The 18,230-nt window shown below is 37.0% G+C and carries 19 protein-coding genes and 3 pseudogenes; 12 read left to right on the top strand and 10 right to left on the bottom strand.

The window, feature by feature from the left end; translation table 11 throughout:
- Window positions 1–80: 80 nt before the first annotated feature.
- Window positions 81–2,186 carry a DUF349 domain-containing protein gene (locus tag KIV10_RS09980; protein WP_214113369.1) on the top strand — a complete coding sequence of 702 codons (2,106 nt, stop codon included), beginning with the start codon at window positions 81–83 and terminating at the stop codon, window positions 2,184–2,186.
- Window positions 2,187–2,249: 63 nt separating this feature from the next.
- On the opposite strand, the gene mazG is transcribed toward KIV10_RS09980, so the two are convergent.
- The 4 genes and pseudogenes from mazG to ruvX form a co-directional block, all read right to left on the bottom strand.
- Window positions 2,250–3,026: a nucleoside triphosphate pyrophosphohydrolase gene (gene mazG, locus KIV10_RS09975; protein ID WP_214113368.1), complete on the bottom strand. Its 777-nt coding sequence runs from the start codon at window positions 3,024–3,026 to the stop codon at window positions 2,250–2,252.
- 260 nt (window positions 3,027–3,286) lie between these two features.
- Window positions 3,287–3,712 (bottom strand): annotated as a pseudogene (locus tag KIV10_RS09970) (DUF5606 family protein); the annotation flags it as partial.
- Window positions 3,713–3,775: 63 nt separating this feature from the next.
- Window positions 3,776–4,366, bottom strand: a complete 591-nt coding sequence (def, locus tag KIV10_RS09965; protein ID WP_214113366.1) for a peptide deformylase — start codon at window positions 4,364–4,366, stop codon at window positions 3,776–3,778.
- A gap of 3 nt (window positions 4,367–4,369) precedes the next feature.
- Window positions 4,370–4,780, bottom strand: coding sequence for a Holliday junction resolvase RuvX (ruvX, locus tag KIV10_RS09960; RefSeq protein ID WP_214113365.1), 411 nt, complete (start codon window positions 4,778–4,780; stop codon window positions 4,370–4,372).
- A gap of 157 nt (window positions 4,781–4,937) precedes the next feature.
- Between ruvX and KIV10_RS09955 the strand changes: the two genes are divergently transcribed.
- A complete protein-coding gene (locus KIV10_RS09955) occupies window positions 4,938–5,753 on the top strand; it encodes a 2,3,4,5-tetrahydropyridine-2,6-dicarboxylate N-succinyltransferase (protein WP_214113364.1) in 816 nt (271 codons plus the stop codon).
- Window positions 5,754–5,801: 48 nt separating this feature from the next.
- Here the strand turns inward: KIV10_RS09955 and KIV10_RS09950 are convergent, their stop codons facing one another.
- A complete protein-coding gene (locus KIV10_RS09950) occupies window positions 5,802–6,548 on the bottom strand; it encodes a lipopolysaccharide kinase InaA family protein (RefSeq protein ID WP_214113363.1) in 747 nt (248 codons plus the stop codon).
- 48 nt (window positions 6,549–6,596) lie between these two features.
- Between KIV10_RS09950 and KIV10_RS09945 the strand changes: the two genes are divergently transcribed.
- Together KIV10_RS09945 and KIV10_RS09940 are read left to right on the top strand one after the other, a co-directional pair.
- Complete coding sequence (locus tag KIV10_RS09945; protein ID WP_214113362.1) at window positions 6,597–7,688, top strand: glycosyltransferase family 9 protein; 1,092 nt, start codon at window positions 6,597–6,599, stop codon at window positions 7,686–7,688.
- Entirely contained in the window at window positions 7,672–8,253 is a 582-nt protein-coding gene (locus KIV10_RS09940) for a class I SAM-dependent methyltransferase (protein ID WP_214113361.1), read from the top strand. Before KIV10_RS09945 ends, KIV10_RS09940 begins: the two co-directional genes overlap by 17 nt.
- A gap of 14 nt (window positions 8,254–8,267) precedes the next feature.
- Here the strand turns inward: KIV10_RS09940 and KIV10_RS14085 are convergent, their stop codons facing one another.
- Both KIV10_RS14085 and KIV10_RS14080 read right to left on the bottom strand, forming a co-directional pair.
- A complete protein-coding gene (locus KIV10_RS14085) occupies window positions 8,268–9,086 on the bottom strand; it encodes a glycosyltransferase family 2 protein (protein ID WP_407650189.1) in 819 nt (272 codons plus the stop codon).
- Window positions 9,087–9,116: 30 nt separating this feature from the next.
- Window positions 9,117–9,932 (bottom strand): annotated as a pseudogene (locus KIV10_RS14080) (glycosyltransferase family 2 protein); the annotation flags it as partial.
- A gap of 74 nt (window positions 9,933–10,006) precedes the next feature.
- Here KIV10_RS14080 and KIV10_RS09925 point away from each other — a divergent pair.
- From KIV10_RS09925 to KIV10_RS09915, 3 genes and pseudogenes are all read left to right on the top strand, one after another.
- On the top strand, window positions 10,007–10,189 hold the full coding sequence (locus KIV10_RS09925) for a hypothetical protein (RefSeq protein ID WP_214113360.1): 183 nt from the start codon (window positions 10,007–10,009) through the stop codon (window positions 10,187–10,189).
- Window positions 10,186–10,473 (top strand): annotated as a pseudogene (locus KIV10_RS14075) (type II toxin-antitoxin system RelE/ParE family toxin). Before KIV10_RS09925 ends, KIV10_RS14075 begins: the two are co-directional and overlap by 4 nt.
- A 21-nt stretch (window positions 10,474–10,494) precedes the next feature.
- Window positions 10,495–11,232, top strand: coding sequence for a glycosyltransferase family 2 protein (locus tag KIV10_RS09915; RefSeq protein ID WP_214113359.1), 738 nt, complete (start codon window positions 10,495–10,497; stop codon window positions 11,230–11,232).
- A gap of 7 nt (window positions 11,233–11,239) precedes the next feature.
- Here the strand turns inward: KIV10_RS09915 and KIV10_RS09910 are convergent, their stop codons facing one another.
- Window positions 11,240–11,944 carry a polysaccharide deacetylase family protein gene (locus tag KIV10_RS09910; protein WP_214113358.1) on the bottom strand — a complete coding sequence of 235 codons (705 nt, stop codon included), beginning with the start codon at window positions 11,942–11,944 and terminating at the stop codon, window positions 11,240–11,242.
- 55 nt (window positions 11,945–11,999) lie between these two features.
- On the opposite strand from KIV10_RS09910, the gene KIV10_RS09905 reads away from it, so the two are divergent.
- Entirely contained in the window at window positions 12,000–12,761 is a 762-nt protein-coding gene (locus tag KIV10_RS09905; protein ID WP_214113357.1) for a glycosyltransferase family 2 protein, read from the top strand.
- Window positions 12,762–12,765: 4 nt separating this feature from the next.
- On the opposite strand, the gene KIV10_RS09900 is transcribed toward KIV10_RS09905, so the two are convergent.
- A complete protein-coding gene (locus KIV10_RS09900; RefSeq protein WP_214113356.1) occupies window positions 12,766–13,551 on the bottom strand; it encodes a glycosyltransferase family 2 protein in 786 nt (261 codons plus the stop codon).
- A 5-nt stretch (window positions 13,552–13,556) separates the two neighbouring features.
- Window positions 13,557–14,666 (bottom strand): glycosyltransferase, encoded by a 1,110-nt coding sequence (locus KIV10_RS09895; RefSeq protein ID WP_214113355.1) that lies wholly within the window; start codon window positions 14,664–14,666, stop codon window positions 13,557–13,559.
- A 59-nt stretch (window positions 14,667–14,725) separates the two neighbouring features.
- Between KIV10_RS09895 and KIV10_RS09890 the strand changes: the two genes are divergently transcribed.
- The 4 genes from KIV10_RS09890 to KIV10_RS09875 are packed head-to-tail and all read left to right on the top strand — an operon-like array spanning window position 14,726 to window position 18,185.
- Complete coding sequence (locus tag KIV10_RS09890; RefSeq protein WP_214113354.1) at window positions 14,726–15,712, top strand: glycosyltransferase; 987 nt, start codon at window positions 14,726–14,728, stop codon at window positions 15,710–15,712.
- Window positions 15,709–16,269, top strand: a complete 561-nt coding sequence (locus KIV10_RS09885; protein WP_214113353.1) for an L-threonylcarbamoyladenylate synthase — start codon at window positions 15,709–15,711, stop codon at window positions 16,267–16,269. Before KIV10_RS09890 ends, KIV10_RS09885 begins: the two co-directional genes overlap by 4 nt.
- Window positions 16,270–16,329: 60 nt before the next feature.
- Window positions 16,330–16,704 carry a GxxExxY protein gene (locus KIV10_RS09880; RefSeq protein WP_214113352.1) on the top strand — a complete coding sequence of 125 codons (375 nt, stop codon included), beginning with the start codon at window positions 16,330–16,332 and terminating at the stop codon, window positions 16,702–16,704.
- A 50-nt stretch (window positions 16,705–16,754) separates the two neighbouring features.
- Complete coding sequence (locus KIV10_RS09875; RefSeq protein ID WP_214113351.1) at window positions 16,755–18,185, top strand: CCA tRNA nucleotidyltransferase; 1,431 nt, start codon at window positions 16,755–16,757, stop codon at window positions 18,183–18,185.
- Window positions 18,186–18,230: the final 45 nt, after the last annotated feature.

Raw genomic sequence — 18,230 nt, 5'->3', positions numbered from 1 at the left:
AAATCCGTTGTATTCTTTGCCATTTCGGGAGTTGTTAGTATCTTGACCCTTCAAGAAATACGAACCTAACATTGAAAAAGATGTCTGACGAAAAATTGCCACAAGATCCTTCAAACCCGCACCACGATCAAAATTCCGAAAAAGAAAATTCTTCAAAGGAAATTACTTCCAAAGCAAAGATGGATGCAGAAAAATCTGAAAATGAGAATGATGCAAAAGATATTTCAGAAGAAATAGATATTTCTGAAAATTCTTCGGAAACGGATTTATCAGAAAAAAAATCTGAAGAAGCCTCCATCGAAGAGGCGATGGTTGAAGAAAAGTCTGCCGTGGAAACGGCACCAACAGAGGAAAATCTCACCGATGCAGAGCACACGGATGGCAATTCTTTGCAAGCTGATACGGATGATGAGGATGAAGTTGCCTCATCGGACGATGAAGAGGATGACGAGAAAGAGGAAAAAGCGCAGAAAGATTACAGTAAGCTCAGCGATAGGGAATTGATTGGCGAATTGGACAAACTTTTAAAAAATCATAAAATTCAGGACATAAAGCACGATGTTGAAGAAATTCGTTCAGAATTTAATTCAAAATTTAACGAAGAGCTTGAGCATAAAAAAGAGGAGTTTTTGGCCGATGGCGGTAATATTATTGACTTCCACTACACTACTCCGCTAAAAAAGGAATTCAATTCGCTTTATTTTGATTACAAAGAAAAGCGAAACAACCATTATAAAAATCTAAAGAAAGATTTACAGGGCAATCTCGATAAACGCTGGGAATTGATTGAAGAGCTTAAAGGTTTATTGAATACGGAGGAAAACATCAACACCACTTACAAGCATTTTAAGGAAATTCAGGAAAAATGGCATGTTGCGGGAGCCATTCCACGTGATAAATACAATACCGTCTGGAATACCTACCACCATCACGTTGAGAATTTTTATGATTTTTTACATCTCAACCGCGAATTTCGAGATCTTGACTTTAAGCATAATCTGGACAGTAAGTTGAAATTGATTACAAGAGCTGAGGAATTGGCACAAGAGGAAGATGTGAATAAGGCCTTCCGCGAACTGCAGATGCTCCACAAAATGTGGAAGGAAGAAGTTGGCCCTGTTGCGAAGGAATACCGTGATGAAGTTTGGGATAAATTTAGTGATGCCACAAAGGTTATTCACGATAAGCGTCAAGAACAACAACAAGAGCTTGAAAAAGAATTTGAAAATAATTTTGAAAAGAAAAGGCAGTTAATTGAAGATATAAAAAAGGTTACCGAAGAAACAAAACAGAGTCACCAAGGCTGGCAGCATTCAATTAAAAAAATTCAGGAACTTCGGGATTCTTATTTCAATACTGGGCGTGTTCCACGTGCCAATAATAAGGAAATCTGGAAATCGTTCAAAGATGCCACGGGCGATTTCAACCATCAAAAAAATAGTTTTTATAAAAACCAAAAAAAGGAGCAGTTCGCGAATCTGGAAAAGAAACGAGAACTGGTTAAAATTGCCGAGGACAACAAGGAAAGTGAAGATTTTGAAACCACAACCGCATTAATGAAAAAAATCCAGGATGACTGGAAGAATATAGGGCACGTTCCGAGGAAGGATAGCGATAAAATCTGGAAACAATTTAAAAAAGCCTGTAATTTCTATTTTGATCGTTTGCACGCACAAAAAAATGAAGCCAACAAAGAGGAATTGGAAAATTTTGAAAACAAGCAAAAGATGCTCGAGGAACTAAATTCATTTGAGCTTACTGGCGATCATAAAAATGACTTAAAAGCAATAAAAGAACGGATTTTCCAATGGAAAAATGTGGGGCGTGTTCCTTATAACAAACGTAATATTGAGCAAAAATTCAATAAAACGCTCGATGGAATTTTTGGAAAATTGGATATGGGCAAAAAAGAAAGCGAACTCATCAAATTTGATAACAAACTAAATTCTCTGGTAAACCAAGATGATGAACGTAAGCTGCGTAATGAGCATTTCTTTATTTCGAAAAAAATTGAGGAAACCCGTGATGAAATCCGGCAGTTGGAAAACAATTTAGGGTTTTTTCACCACGTGGATGAAAACAATCCATTGGTGCAAGAAGTCCATAAAAATATAGCAAAACACAAGGAACAGTTAGAAGTCTGGAAAGCAAAGCTTTCAAAAATAAAGCAAGTACGTGAAGATTGAAGGATCTTAATTAATGATTTTTAGATTAAGGAGTTTAAACTGCGGACTGAAACTGAATACTGATTATTGCTTTTTAGCCTCGTTCCAAAAAACATCCATTTCGGCCAGTGTCATATCCTTTAATGATTTGTTCATCTGTTTCGCTTTGTTTTCCAAATACTGAAAGCGTTTTATGAATTTTTTATTGGTCCTTTCAAGCGCGTTTTCAGGATTTACGTTTAAAAAGCGCGCATAATTTATCATTGAAAAGAGCACATCACCAAATTCAGACTCTATATTCTGTTGATTGCTTTCCCCTATTTCGTGTTGAAGTTCCTGCAATTCCTCCTGTACTTTTTCGAAAACCTGTTCCGGTTTTTCCCAATCAAAACCCACTCCCGCAACTTTATCTTGAATCCTGCTAGCCTTTACTAGCGCGGGCAAGGAGTTTGGAACGCCTTCCAAAACACTTTTTTTTCCTTCTTTCAATTTTAAATTTTCCCAGTTGCGTTTCACCTCTTTTTCATCTGCAACCTTTATATCTCCATAAATATGAGGATGGCGCGCAATTAACTTTTCACTAATGGTATTGCAGACATCCGCGATATCAAAATCGCCGGTTTCGCTTCCTATTTTTGCATAAAAAACGATGTGTAGCAAAACATCCCCCAGTTCTTTTTTAACTTCATCCAAATCATTTTCAAGAATAGCATCGCCCAATTCATACGTTTCCTCAATGGTGAGATGACGCAGGGTTTCCATTGTCTGTTTTTTATCCCACGGGCATTGCTCGCGCAACTCGTCCATTATGGTCAACAATCTGTCAAAAGCTTTTAATTGGTTTTCGCGTGAAGTTTTCATTCTCAAATTTTAAATGATAGGAATTTAATTCCGAAATCTAAACAACAAAAAAATCCCTCGAGTCTTTAGCCTTTGGGATTTTTGTACCGTTCAATAACGATTTTATTTTAGGTCTTACGGGAAGCAGCACTTTTTGTAGTGCCACCTTTTTTATTGGAAGAAGCTTTTGGCGCAGCCGTTTTCGGCGGAGCATTTTTAGGCGCTGCAGTCTTTTTGGGCTTTTCGGTTTTTGTAGTCTTTAGCTTTTCAGAATCAACATTTTCTTCTTCTTTAGCCTCGGCTTTTTCCTCATCCTTTTCCTGTGAAAAATCAGTAATACCATTTTTCACTAATAGATTATACCACTGCACCACTTTTTTTATGTCGCTTGCGTACACTCTATCCTCATCGTAATCTGGCAATATTCCGAAAAAATATTCTTCCAGTTCATCTTTTGAAGCTTTATGGCTTATGGCTTCCTTTCCGTTTTCCTTTTCAGAAATTTTACTGAATACTTTTCGAAGCGGGACTTCTTCGGTCAATGTGTAAATTGCAATTTCCGAAAGCAGGCTCACGTTATGGCGGCCGCTCACGTTTATGGTTTTACCGTCCAAAAGCGATTCAGCTAAAAAACCGGAACGCGTTTGGGTTTTAAGTTTATATAATCCAGGTTTTCCAGATATGGAAAGCACTTTTTCTAAGCTCATAAAATACTTTTTATTTTTTAAGGGTTACAAATATCTTTGGTTTGGCGAATATAAACAAACAAGTTAACGTTTCTTTTTTGCGTTCGGAAATTTCATACGGTAGTCTACGCTTACCTTTCCTTTTGAAATATTTGCCAATTTATTTTTTATAAGTCGCTTCTTTAGTGGTGAGAGTTTATCCGTAAATAGAATACCCTCAATATGGTCATATTCATGCTGAATGATTCGAGCGGCAATCCCTTTGAACGTTTCTTTGTGCTTCCGAAGATTTTCATCTAAATATTCAATCACAATTTCTGGCTGTCGAAAAACATCTTCCCGAACATCGGGAATACTAAGGCATCCCTCATTGAAAGCCCACTCATCCCCCGATTCTTCAAGGATTTTTGGATTTATAAAAGTTTTTTTGAATGCGGCCAATTGCGTTTGCTCTTCATCTGAAAGCTCATCATCATCCCCAAACGGAGAGGCATCAACAACAAATAGCCGGATGGGCAGCCCAATTTGTGGTGCGGCGAGACCTACCCCACGAGCATCGTACATAGTTTCAAACATATTGGCAATAAGCTCAGCCAGATTTGGATATTCACTAGATATTTCTTCCGTTTCCTTTCTCAATACGGGGTCACCGTATGCAACTATGGGTAGTATCATCAATTATTTTTTATATAAATATTGTTGTAGAAGTATGGTGGCACTTATTTCATCAATCAACGCTTTGTTTTGCCGCTGTTTCTTTTTTAATCCGCTGTCTATCATCGATTGAAACGCCATTTTACTGGTGTATCGCTCATCTACGCGAAGAATTTTCAACGCTGGAAATTCTTCAGAAAAACTTTTCAGAAATTTTTGAATTTCAGTTTCAATGGAAGAATGCGTGCCATCCTTCTGCTTTGGTTCGCCCACTAAAATCAGTTCCACGTTTTCCTCTTCAATATATGTTTTCAAAAAACCCATTAACGCTGGCGTATTTACTGTGGTAAGTCCAGAAGCTATGAGCTGTAATTCATCGGTAACGGCCAGTCCCGTACGCTTGCTTCCATAATCTATCGCCAAAATTCTCGCCATATCCTGCAAAAGTAGGAGTTTATGGAATAGTATGCTAAAAATGTTCCCCAATTTGCGCGCGAGGGTTTATATTTGTGAAATAAAGCTGGACGCTGATATTTTCAAAAAACGAAGTCGTAAAATTAAAAGAAAAACTACATAAAGAAATAATACTATAATGAACGAACTTAAACAAATCATTGAAAAAGCCTGGGAAGACAGAACCCTATCGATAGAAACAGAAACAATAGTAGCCATTCGTGAAGTGGTAAATTTATGTGATGAAGGGAAATTGCGCTGCGCGGAACCTACTGAAAATGGCTGGCAAGTAAATGAATGGGTGAAAAAGGCAATCGTTCTTTATTTCCCTATCCAAAAAATGAAAACCTTGGAAGCGGGCATTTTTGAATATCACGATAAAATCCCATTGAAATCTGGCTACGAGGCCAAAGGAATTCGTGTTGTGCCGCATGCGGTTGCACGTCACGGCGCCTATATTTCAAAAGGTGTTATTTTGATGCCAAGCTATGTAAACATTGGCGCCTACGTAGATGAAGGGACCATGGTAGATACCTGGGCAACTGTGGGCAGCTGTGCGCAAATTGGCAAACACGTACATTTAAGTGGCGGTGTGGGCATTGGCGGCGTACTTGAACCATTACAGGCAGCCCCCGTGATTATAGAGGATAATGCTTTTATCGGCTCTCGTTGCATTGTGGTAGAAGGAGTTCGTGTGGGCAGGGAAGCTGTACTTGGCGCAAACGTAGTGTTGACCGCTTCCACAAAAATTATTGACGTTACTGGCGATACCCCAATTGAAACAAAAGGCGTGGTTCCGGCGCGCTCAGTGGTTATTCCGGGTAGTTATACCAAAAAATTTGCTGCTGGGGAATTTCAAGTTCCGTGCGCGTTGATAATTGGCAAAAGGAAAGAAAGTACCAATCTTAAAACGTCACTGAATGACGCACTTCGTGAGTATGATGTAGCCGTTTAATAAAGTTTTCAATAACGGATGGTTATTTACTTGGAAAGATTTTAATTTTCATTTCCTCCTCCTCAGTTTTTTACTATTCACCTTCTTCTGGAATGCACGGCTGTGCTTCAGCATATTGGTATGGATTTCTTTAAAGGATTTATGGGAAAGGACCGCGTATTCTTTCGCCATAGTTTTTATCATTGTTTTTGAAAGCCAAAGCCTGCGGAAGTTGCGCATTCTCTTTTCAAAATCCATCGTTTCAAAACGCATCCTGTTCAAATCAATCAAATAAAAATCATATTGGTCCTCTCCCCTTTTTACAATCAACGTATTACCGGGGGAATGGTCCAGAAAATTGATTCCGTTTTCGTGAAGTTGAAAAGTGAATTTTGTGAACTGCCTAAGTATTTCGTTACGGTTCGGAAATTTTGGATTGTGGATAAGTTCGCGGAAATCAAAATCGTAATCCACGTGTTGGCTTATGTAAAAACTTTCCTTCAAGCCGCTAGAAAATGCTTCATAATATGCTACCGGAAATGGTGTTTTTATCTCGAAATCCCTCAATTTTGAAGCATATTCAAAAGAACGTTTCGCCTTACTTTTCCGAAGATATTGATATACGAGAGATTGTATGGCGTTCGGCGTTTTGAACTTTTTCACATTAAAGATTTTGCCGTCGATTTCAAATTTCTTTATAACGTTTCGATCGCCCTTGGTCACATATTCACCATTTTCAGTAAAATGACGCAAATTTTGCATTAGCATTTTAGCTAACTGCGAAAATTGGGGATGCACGTTAAAATTCTCCTTCATTTTTAAAAAATATACATTCAAAAAAAGTATTTTGCGAAGGTAAACTTTATGAAGAAAATACTTGTAATACAGAACAAAAGAATTGGCGATGTGCTCATAAGCTCAGTGATTGCCAATAATATAAAGAAAGTTTTCCCGCAGAGCGAGGTTACCTATTTTGTTTATGATTACACGGCCGGAGTACTGGAAAACAATCCAAATATTGACAGGATTATTTCGGTTAAGGAAAAGAAATTGAAAAAATTCAGCAATCTTTTGGCAACTGTTGCGAAAATTAGAAAGGAGAAATATGATATTATTTTTGATCCGTATTCAAAATTCCAAAGCAGATTGATTTGTCTTTTTTCTGGGGCCAAATATAGAATTGGGCTAAAGCGCGCCCATAAAGAATTAAAATTTCCTTTCTACACACATCCCATCAGTTTTTTGGAACACCGAAGCAAAAATTGCGGAAAAGCAATTGAGGACAGAATAAATATGATTGCCTTAGTTTTTCAACTGGAAGATGCAGGATATGCACCCAAAATATTTTTGACGGAAAAAGAAAAGAATTACCCAAAAATTGAAAAAATCCAGAGACCCATTATTATGCTGGGCATTTTGGGAAGCACGCCCCAAAAATCCATGCCATATCATTATATGGTTGAAATTATCGATTTTATTACATCAAACTACAACGGAACTATACTTTTCAACTATGCGCCGCACCAAAAACCGGAAGCGCAAAAAATTTATGAAATGTGCAAAAATAAAGACCGTATAAATCTGGATATATACGAGAATTCAATTCGCGGTTTTATACAGTTGATGAACAAATGTGATATGTTGGTGAGCAATGAGGGCGGTAGCGTGCACATTACAAAAGCACTGGACCGGCCTACGTTCACAATTTATTCGCCTTACGTAAATAAGGAACATTGGTGCAGTTTTGAAGATGGGGATAGGCACGATTCTATCCACCTTTTGGAAGAAAAACCTGATCTTTTCAATAGTTTCACATTAGAGGAAAGACGAAAAATAGAGGAAGATCCCCAGTTTTTGTACCAACAATTGACCCCAGAAATGATATTTCAAAAATTAAAACCATTTTTAGACCACCATTTAAATTCCACTATAAATAAATATGAACATTCTCGATAAATTCCATAATTGGCGGCGCAAAAGACGCTGGAACAAACAATATAAAACCGGCCGTTGGGATAGCCTAAAGAGTGAAATAGAATCGAAACGCTATTACCAGATAATCGATTTTATGAAAAAGTATGCAGTTGAAAATCCTAGGATTTTGGATTTGGGCTGTGGAGATGGCGTTTTAAACAAAAGAATGGATAAGTTCAATTTTGAAAATTTCGTAGGTGTTGATTATTCAGATGTTTCCATAAAAAAAGCAAAAGCGGAAAATTTTCCTAAATCAGAATTCTTGGTATCAGACATCGTGAAATATCAACCAGAGCAAATTTTTGATGTGGTGGTGTTTAATGAAGTTTTTTATTATATACACGAGAACGAAAAGAGGAATGTTCTAAACAGAATTTGTAAAAATTTATCAGATAAAGCAATTATCATAGTATCCATTTACAGAGAAGGACTTGGAGTATGGGAATATTTTAAAGAAAATCCCAAATTGAAAGAAATTGATTTTAAAAGAGTAACTACCGAAATTGAAAAAACATACTGGAAAATTGCTGTGTACAAACAAAGTTAAATTTTCCCTTCCATTTATGAAGTATGCAATAAATTCATCTGCTGCTCAATTCCATAATTAGTCCAAACCCGTTTTTCTTTTTTGGTTATTTTCCGGATGGCTCTATTTTTAACAATCATTTCTTTTTTCACGTAGCCGCGCTCGTGGTCAAGATGCAATGTGACCGTACTATATCTTATTTGTAATGGTTTAATTCCATAATTCATTAGCCGCTCCCCCATTTCTCGATCCTCGCCGCCATACTGCATGCGTTCGTCAAAACCGTTGATAGCGAGTATGTCCTTTCGCCAACCCGAGGCGTTGTTTCCGTCCCACGTTGCGCTTGTGGTTGTAAATGTATTCAGGAAATCCTCTTTTAAGCCAGAAGAAGTCAATTTGTTGAGCTTAAATGTTTTCTTTTGGCCATTTTCCAGCAACCACGCCGCATCAAAGCAACGTTGCGAAATTACATCGTCTTCAGTTATTTTTTTGGAGAGTTCCAGTGAAAGCTTAAAATAACCAGCCGATAGGAAACAGCCCGGTCTGCTCTGCCCAAAATGTGTAGAAACCAGATCGTTTCGGGGAATACAGTCCCCATCGGTAAAAATCATATATTCCCCTTTGGCTGCTTTTATGGCTTTGTTTAAAATCTTTGTTTTTTGAAAACCATGATCCTCCTGCCAAACGTGAGTAATTTTCAGTTTTGAATTTTCTTGAAATTCACGAATCAAAGCCGCGGTTTCTTCCCCCGAACCATCATCAGCAATGATAATCTCAAAATTTTTCTCCAATTGATTTTCAAAACCCCAAAGTGCTTTTCTAAGCCATTGGGGTTGGTTGAATGTGCTTACAATTACCGAGGCCGAAGGCGTACGGTCCCCACTTTTATTGATTCCAAAGGGCGTCCATTTTTTTCCTTGATTTCGGGTCTGCTTCCGTATAGCAAGATTTTTATTAATACTATCCTGATTTTTGTACCCACGCGGGTGGTCAAGATGCAGCACAACGGCATTATAACGAATTTGCTTGCTCTTAATTCCCAAATTTATCAAACGCTCGCCCAGCTCCCTATCCTGTCCGCCATATTGCATGCGCTCGTCAAAGCCATTAATGGCTAAAATATCTTTCTTCCAGCCCGAAGCGTTATGGCCGTTCCAACTGGCATTTGTAGGAGTAAATGCGTTTAAAAGCGAGGCCTTTATTGGGCCGGAATACAGTTTGTTGTTTTTGAATGAGGATTCAAGTCCGTGCTTTTTGAGCCATTTTACTTGAAAGCATTTTTCTGAATAAATATCTTCCTTCGATATTTCTTCAGAAATATTCATCGGTAGCATAAAATAACCACCCGAAAGAAAATACCCTTCTTCCCTATATTTCACGTGCTGTTCCACAAAATCCTTCCGTGGAATGCAATCGCCATCGCTCATAATAATATATTCCGTACTACATTTAAGCAGGGCTTTGTTCAATATCTGTGATTTTTGAAATCCCATATCCTCATGCCAAACATGAACAATTGGATAAAAAACCGCTGCTCGCATTTTTTCCAATAGCTGTAAAGTTTCGTCGGTAGAACCATCATCGGCGATAACAATTTCGAACTGACGGTACGTTTGATTGTTGTAACCATATAGAACCTTTTCCAGCCAAAGGTGGGAATTATAGGTGCTAATAACTATGGAAGTATCAAGCTGCTTCATTGTTGCAAAGATAAAGTTATTTATGAAGTGGGCTCAGAAATTGAAATTATTGTAATTTAGAAAAAAAATAAAAAATGATTACCAAGAGCGCACTGAAGAAGCAAATTGAAAAATTTCCCGAAGAATTTACTATAGATGAATTGGTTGAGCGAATAATATTTATTGAAAAATTAGAAAGTAGAATTCAAAAATCTTCAGATAATGATACAATATCGGAAGAGCAACTAGATGAGGAAATACAGAAATGGTTTAGATAAAATGGTTAAATGACGCTAAATTTGATCTCAAGGAAATCTACGAATATATTTCTCATGATTCCAAAATATATGCCCGCTTACAAATAGAAAAAATAAAAAAAGCTAGCCAAAAACTTAAAACATTTCCAGAAATCGGAAAAAATGTTGAGGAAATTTCAAATCAAAATATTTGAGAAATAGTTGAAGGTAATTATCGAATTATTTATGAAATAATAGACAATAAAACAATTCATATCTTAATGATCCATCACGGTGCTAGGGATTTACAAAATAGATTTAAATAATATCAATTTCTCATATATTAAATGCCAAAACTCACCATTATAATTCCCACGTTCAACGAAGAAGCCTATATTGAAGATGCACTCCATTCAGCATCTTTTGCAGATGAAATTATTGTAATAGACTCTTTCAGTACAGATTCAACACCAACAATTGCCAAGAAATTTGCCACAAAATTTTTACAGCGAAAATTCGATAATTTTTCGAACCAGAAAAATTTTGCCTTAGAACAAGCCTCCGGAGATTGGATTTTGTTTTTGGACGCAGATGAGCGTATTACGCATTCGCTCGAGGAAGAAATAAAACAGACCGTTGAAAAACCAAAACACGGCGGCTACAAGATAAATTTCCCACATTTTTACATGAATCGGTTTTTATACCATCACAGCGATAACGTATTGCGATTGGTAAAACGTGAGGGCGCGCATTTTACGGGCACTGTCCACGAAAAATTGCACTGCAACGGAAGCGTGGGGAAATTAAAAAATAAAATGCTACATTTTACCTACAAAGGTTTGGAAAATTACATCACCAAAAAAGAGGAATACGCCTGGTTTCAAGCTGAACAGCAATTTAAAAAAGGTAAAAAAGTAACTTGGTTCCACCTATTTTTTAAACCTAGCTATCGATTTTTTCGATCCTATATTTTGAAAGGTGGTTTTCGTGATGGTATTGCAGGCCTATCGGTTGCAACTGTTAATGCCTACGGTGTTTTCGAGCGTTATGTGAAGTTACATCTTCTACAAAAGGGGATGCGCTGAGTTTACATCAAAATAATTTACCAAATCTTAATTTCCGTTTGAATTTTTCAAGTGAAAATTCGCCTTTTACATCAATCCGTTGAATTTCAAATGGTTTTTTAAATGGAAAAGAATTTAACCTATTGCCTATTCGCAAACCATAAGTTATTCCATTATTTTTCAAGGTGCTTTTAAAAATTTCGTTTTCTTTCCCATCTTTCGGAAATTTGCCATAGGGATAAGCCAAGACCGCTGAAAAATCCAGCCCGTTTTCAGAAATAAATTCGATGCTACGGCGTGTGTCTGCTTCCGTTTCGGCGTTGGAAAGTTCATTGTATTTTTTATGGTAAAAGGAATGGTAACCCAATTCAATAATTTCAGGCGGCAGCGAATTCAATTGCGAAACCGTCATTATTTCCAGGGAATTTGTATTCCATCCGTCTTTCTTTCCCAAAAAATTCAATGGAATAAAAAAAGTGGCTTTCAAATTATATTTCTTCAGCAATGGCAATGCGAATTTCATTTGGCTCACATAACCATCATCAAATGTGATGATTGCACTTTTCCCCTTTGGAAGGGATTTCATTTTCTGCAATTCCTTAAAATGAAAGGTTTTAAAATTGTTTTCCTTTAAATAAGCAAATTGGGCTTCCAGTTTTTCATAAGAAAAGGTCAATCCATTACTTTCGTTGGGACTTATGTGATGATACATTAAAATGGGAAGCTTTGCCATTGCAGAAAAATTGTACCCGTAAAATTATTACTTTTACGCCAAAGACCAACCGTTTTTGGAAAACCCCGTCAAAATATCCGCACTTGCCATTACACTCAATGAAGCGCAAAATCTGGAACGCTACTTGAAAAGTCTGGATTTTGCAGATGAGATAATTATTGTGGATTCCTTTAGTACTGATGATACTGTGGAAATAGCCAGACAAAACGAAAAGGTTACGGTGTACCAACGCAAATTCGATAATTTTTCAGCACAGAAAAATTTTGCTATAGCACAGGCGACGCACAATTGGGTCACATTTTTTGACCCGGACGAAGAAATTACCTCTGCCATTTCAGAAGAAATAAAAAAGATTTCAGAAAATCCTGTGGTTGCGGCTTATTCCATAAAACGGGATTTTTATTTTATGGGAAAACGGATAAAATACAGTGGCCTGCAAAACGATTACGTGGTGCGGTTCTTCAACAAAAACCATTGCCGCTATAATAAGAATCTGGTCCACGAAACGCTTGAAGTGAATGGAGATATTGAAAAATTAAAAAGCAATCTGCCGCACCATACCTATAAAACTTTTGACGATTATACTGCAAAAGCCCATAGATACAGTAAATTGCAAGCGGAAATGCTTTATAATAAAGGCAAAAAACCTACCTATTATCATTTTTTATTTCGGCCATTTTACAGATTTTGGAACCAATTTATTTTCCGTTTGGGAATTTTGGATGGAAAGGAAGGTTTTATTTTGGCATATGTTAGCGCATTTTCAGTTTTTAAAAGATATTTGAACCTTTGGCTTTTGTACCGAAACATTGAATAGGATCTTATAGATATTGATCGATACCTTTTGCGCACCATTTTTTATTCTCAGCTATGGTTTTTTCTTGAATTTGGTCATTAATTTCAAACCTATCAAGACCCATTATTTTGTGCCAGATATGATATACTATCGCTTTGTAGCGTAACCTTCTTCCTTGCACACCGTTATTCATCATCCGGATAATTATTTCAGAATCTTCCCGGCCCCACCCCTCAAAATCTTCATCATATCCATTTACTGCAATGACATCATCTCGCCAAAATGAGACATTGCAGCCTCGCATTTTGTGGGACATTTCCTTTCTTGGCTTGGAGCGATCACTCAAGAAGGGGATACGAAGATTTCTGGTTCTTTTTTTTATCCCACGATGAAAAAAGCCAAAAGATATTTTCTGGGAAGAAAATAGCTTAGGTACAAACTCTTTTTTTATATTGACCCTGCTTCCGAAAAGATAAGTATTGTGTTTTGCCAGAGACAAGTGGTCCTCAATAAAATTTGCGTGCATTATACAGTCTCCATCGACCTGTATTATATAGTCACCGTGTGCCGCACTAATTGCTTTGTTTAAGATGATGCTTTTTCTAAAGCCCAAGTCTTCGTGCCAAAAATGATATATGGGTATGTTCAATTTTTTCTTAAATCTTTCTATCATTTGTTTTGTATCCTCCCTAGAACCATCATCTGCTATAAGAATTTCATCAGGCAGTTGGGTTTGATTAACAACACTCAATAAAACCAATTGCAGTGCTTCCGGCCAATTGTACGTTGAAATTAAAAGTGAAACAATCATATTTATTATTTTTTGGCCACTTCGGTATATAATTCAAGCATTTTTTGTGCAGTTATGTTTGCATTATATTCCTTCATAAATAATTCATACGATTTGTCGCTGAATTCATTCTTCAAATCTTGATTGCCTAACAACGCTTTTATTTCTTCGGCAAGTTTCACATAATCCCCTACTTCTGCCAGATAACCATTTTCACCATGAGAAATAACTTCTGGAATTCCACCAGCTTTAGTACTTACTACTGGTACCTTTTTGTAAAAAGCCTCATAAATAGTTAAAGGGAGACCTTCACGTTCAGAACTCATAACATATATTTCAAATTGTGGTAAAAAATCTGTGGCATTTTTCTGAAAATCTGTAAAGGTTACGTGATCGGTAAGTTTTAGTTTCTCTTGAAGCTCCTTTAACTCGGCGGTTAGACCACTAAATTCACCAATTTGAACCAAATGCACATTTGGCATATTGAGCTTATAAATAAGATGGTGCATTGCTTTGAGCAGTGTGGGTAAATCCTTGGCAGCTGTATGGTTGGCAATATTGCCGATTACAACTTTTTCTTCTTTTATTTTAAATAATGTTTTTATCTTTTCCTGCCTTAAAGGTTTAAGCCTTTCAGTGTTTATCCCATCATAAATAACAACCAGTTTTTTCTTATTTTTCTCCTTCATCACATCTCTTTCCATAAAAAATTTGACCGCTTTTGACACACAAATAATTCGGTTTATATTTTTATAGTTGTATTTAAAAATGCTCAAAAAACTCATGTTGCTTCCCATACCTTTTTTTGAGAAAACAGTTGGAGTCTTTAATCTGTACAAAATATCCGCAATTGTAAACAGTGTAACGGAATCGCTGGAGTGTAAATGCAAAACAGTTGGTTTTACTAATTTTACGATTTCCTTTAGGTAAGGATAATTGGGTTTTTTGCTCAATTTTCCCTTCTTAGCTTCTATAAATGGGATATTATTTTTTTTACAATATTCGTAGAGTGGCGCATTCGGTCTTCCCATAACCATACTTTTTACGCCAAGTTTTTCCAATTCCGGAATTAAATCTGCAAGTTGTTGTTCGTTCCCGCCCCAACTTCCAGAACCGTTAATATGTAGAATTGTCATGATTGTAAAATCGCTTTATTTTCACAAATATATAGTAATTTAGCTGGCAAATACTTTAGATGCACATATTAATCGTTGATCGTTCCGGCCCAATACCAGCTCCAAAATACGGCGGAACAGAGCGAGTAATCTGGGGTCTTGGAAAATGCTTAAACTTACTTGGGCATAAAGTAACCTATTTAGTCCCCGGTGGATTTAAGGGAGATTTTGCTGAGTGCTTATATCTCGATCAAAGCAAGGATTTAAATATTCAAATTCCAAATTATATTGATGTAGTGCATATTAATTACAATCCCTTGCAATCCATAAATAAGCCCTATCTTATAACCATGCACGGAAATCCGGGAGCTATGGACTCCATTGACAAAAACACAGTTTTTATTTCCAAAAATCAAGCAGAACGATATAATTCTGAAGTATATATACATAATGGTCTTTATTGGGAAGATTACAATACACCCAATCTCAACAAAAAACGCGATTATTTTCATTTTTTGGGGAAGGCCTCGTGGAGGGTCAAAAATGTTTTTGGGGCTGCAAAAATTGTGAGAAAAGCCAACGGAGTTCTCAAAATTGGCGGGGGAAGTCGTTGGTGTAAACGAAATTTTTTCCGTGGATTTAAATATATTCTGGACCCAAAAATTCAATTTCTGGGAATGGTAAATGATGAAGATAAAATTAAAATGATGGAAAAATCCAAAGCTTTGGTTACTCCTGTGCTGTGGCATGAGCCTTTTGGCCTTGCCATTATTGAAAGTCTATATGCGGGATGTGCCGTTTTTGGCACTTCAAACGGATCACTTCCAGAACTAATATCGCCCAGAGTGGGGCTAATTTCAAATGAATATGATACATTGGCAAAAGCGCTCAACACTTTTGAGTATGACCCCCAATATTGTCACGAATATGCAAAAAGGAATTTCAATGCTGAAAAAATGACCTTGGCATACCTAAAATTATATGAAAAGGTTATTTCCGGTAAAAAATTACATCAGCAAAATCCAGAGTTTTCAAAGGAAAAGAATAAAATAAATCAATTAACGTGATAGAACAAATTGAACAAGCCTTTACGGTCTTAAAACGCGGCGGCATCATCCTTTACCCAACGGATACTGTTTGGGGAATAGGCTGCGACGCCACCAACTTTGAAGCCGTTGAAAAAATTTTCAAGTTAAAACAGCGCGCCGAAAGCAAATCAATGATTTGCTTGGTCCAAGATTTTAAAATGTTGAACCAATATATTGAAGAGGTGCCCGAAGTGGCATACGATATCTTAAAATTTGCGCGGAAGCCAACTACTATTATCTACGATCGCCCGTTGCACGTTTCAGAAAACCTGATAGCCGAGGACAATACTCTTGCCGTGCGGGTAACAAAAGATGAATTCTGCAAAAAACTTATTCAGAAATTACGAAAACCACTTGTTTCCACTTCAGCAAATGTGAGCGGCTCAAAAACACCGCAATCCTACGCTGAAATAGATCCTGTAATTTTGGAGGGCGTGGACTATGTTGTAAATTTGCACCGCGAGAAAAAATCAGCAAAACCATCGGCGATCATTAAGCTTGGCAATGATGGCGGCGTAAAAGTGATTCGATCATAAAATGGGTTAATGGAAATTAAATGAAATTAACCACGAATACACAAACATACCTTTTTTTGAATGTCAAATATAATTTACAAACAGGAAAGCTACGAAATAGTTGGATGCCTTTACGAAGTATTTAATAATTTAGGAAATGGGTTATCTGAAATTGTTTATAAAGATGCTTTGGAATATGAATTTAACCTGAGAAATATTTTATTCGTAAGAGAAAAGGAGTTCTCCATAAATTATAAGGATATTATCCTGAAGCATAAGTTTTACGCAGATTTTGTGATTTTTGACAAAATAATTTTAGAAGTAAAGACGGTAGAATTACTGACTGATATGCATTTAGGTCAATGCATTAATTATTTGAAAATTTCTAAAAATAAATTGGCGATTCTGGCAAATTTCAAGGGTGAAGGTCTAGAATACAAAAGAATAGTTCTATAAAAATATTCGTGAATTCGTGGTAAAATAACAACATTTCGGAAAAATAAAACGTGTCAAAAAAAACCTACACATCCGCTTTAGAAAATCCCATTTTTAGGAAAATTTCAAAAGCTTCAGAAAATCTTAAATTGGAAAGCTATGTCATTGGCGGATTTGTACGCGATTATATTTTAAAACGCGGTGATGCCAAGGATATCGATGTTGTCGCAGTGGGCAGCGGGATTGAACTTGCGGAGGAAGTTTCAAAATTACTTCCCGGAAAACCACAGGTCTCCATTTTCAAGAATTATGGAACCGCAATGCTGAAAAGTGGGGGGATAGAGCTCGAATTTGTAGGTGCCAGAAAGGAATCGTACACCGCTGAAAGTCGAAATCCGAACGTAAAAGCCGGAACGCTTGCAGACGACCAAAATAGACGCGATTTTACCATAAATGCGCTCGCTTTAAGTTTAAATGAAGCTAACTTTGGTGAGCTTTTGGACCCCTTCAACGGAATAGAGGATCTTCAAAATAAATTAATACGAACACCTCTAGACCCAGATGTTACGTATAGTGATGATCCGTTGCGGATGCTTAGAGCCATTCGGTTTGCTTCCCAATTAAATTTTAAGATTGAGGATGCCTCATTGGAATCCATTACCAAAAATGCAGATAGAATAAAAATTATTTCCAAAGAACGCGTGGTGGACGAAATCCATAAAATTTTGCTTTCCGATACGCCTTCCAAAGGATTTGCGCTACTTCATAAAACGGGACTGTTACCGCATATTTTACCAGAATTGGTAGCGTTACAAGGAATCGATGAAAAGGAAGGCCAAACACATAAAGACAATTTTTGGCATACGCTGGAAGTAGTGGACAATATTTCCGAAACGACGAACGACTTATGGTTGCGCTGGGCGGCTCTCCTGCACGATATTGGCAAAGCGCCCACGAAAAAGTTTGATAAAAAATTGGGATGGACTTTCCACGCGCACGAATTTGTGGGTTCAAAAATGGTTTACAAACTTTTCAAAAGGCTGAAAATGCCATTGAACGACAAAATGAAGTTTGTACAAAAAATGGTTTTGATGAGTTCACGACCCGTTGGGCTGGCTTCGGAAGAAGTAACGGACAGCGCCGTGCGTAGATTAATTTTTGATGCCGGGGAATACGTAGATGATTTGATGACCCTCTGCGAAGCTGATATCACGACTAAAAACCCGAAGAAATTTAGAAAATACCACGCTAATTTTCAATTGGTTCGTGATAAAATTGCTGAAGTTGAAGAACGTGACCAAATCAGAAATTTTCAGCCACCCGTAACTGGCGAGGAAATTATGGAAACTTTCAATCTGAAACCATCGCGGGAAATCGGGATTATTAAGGATGCCATAAAAGAAGCAATTCTGGAAGGGGAAATTCCAAATGAATATGAAGCCGCAAAAGCTTTTATGCTCAAAAAAGGAGTGGCAATCGGTTTAAAACCAATGAACAATTAGTAATGCGTGATGTGTGGTGTGTGATGTGTGGTGTGTGATGTGTGA

Source organism: Aequorivita echinoideorum, from assembly GCF_018476645.1.
Taxonomy (GTDB): domain Bacteria; phylum Bacteroidota; class Bacteroidia; order Flavobacteriales; family Flavobacteriaceae; genus Aequorivita; species Aequorivita echinoideorum.
This window is presented reverse-complemented; position numbering and strand designations above follow the sequence as displayed.

Excerpts from the sequence above, each read along its gene's own strand:
- KIV10_RS09890 (WP_214113354.1), top strand. The coding sequence starts at position 14,726 with ATGCACATATTAATCGTTGATCGTTCCGGCCCAATACCAGCTCCAAAA.
- KIV10_RS09950 (WP_214113363.1), bottom strand. The coding sequence starts at position 6,548 with ATGAAGGAGAATTTTAACGTGCATCCCCAATTTTCGCAGTTAGCTAAA.
- KIV10_RS09980 (WP_214113369.1), top strand. The coding sequence starts at position 81 with ATGTCTGACGAAAAATTGCCACAAGATCCTTCAAACCCGCACCACGAT.
- mazG (WP_214113368.1), bottom strand. The coding sequence starts at position 3,026 with ATGAAAACTTCACGCGAAAACCAATTAAAAGCTTTTGACAGATTGTTG.
- def (WP_214113366.1), bottom strand. The coding sequence starts at position 4,366 with ATGATACTACCCATAGTTGCATACGGTGACCCCGTATTGAGAAAGGAA.
- ruvX (WP_214113365.1), bottom strand. The coding sequence starts at position 4,780 with ATGGCGAGAATTTTGGCGATAGATTATGGAAGCAAGCGTACGGGACTG.
- KIV10_RS09945 (WP_214113362.1), top strand. The coding sequence starts at position 6,597 with ATGAAGAAAATACTTGTAATACAGAACAAAAGAATTGGCGATGTGCTC.
- KIV10_RS09880 (WP_214113352.1), top strand. The coding sequence starts at position 16,330 with ATGTCAAATATAATTTACAAACAGGAAAGCTACGAAATAGTTGGATGC.
- KIV10_RS09955 (WP_214113364.1), top strand. The coding sequence starts at position 4,938 with ATGAACGAACTTAAACAAATCATTGAAAAAGCCTGGGAAGACAGAACC.
- KIV10_RS09895 (WP_214113355.1), bottom strand. The coding sequence starts at position 14,666 with ATGACAATTCTACATATTAACGGTTCTGGAAGTTGGGGCGGGAACGAA.
- KIV10_RS09940 (WP_214113361.1), top strand. The coding sequence starts at position 7,672 with ATGAACATTCTCGATAAATTCCATAATTGGCGGCGCAAAAGACGCTGG.
- KIV10_RS09910 (WP_214113358.1), bottom strand. The coding sequence starts at position 11,944 with ATGGCAAAGCTTCCCATTTTAATGTATCATCACATAAGTCCCAACGAA.
- KIV10_RS09915 (WP_214113359.1), top strand. The coding sequence starts at position 10,495 with ATGCCAAAACTCACCATTATAATTCCCACGTTCAACGAAGAAGCCTAT.
- KIV10_RS09925 (WP_214113360.1), top strand. The coding sequence starts at position 10,007 with ATGATTACCAAGAGCGCACTGAAGAAGCAAATTGAAAAATTTCCCGAA.
- KIV10_RS09900 (WP_214113356.1), bottom strand. The coding sequence starts at position 13,551 with ATGATTGTTTCACTTTTAATTTCAACGTACAATTGGCCGGAAGCACTG.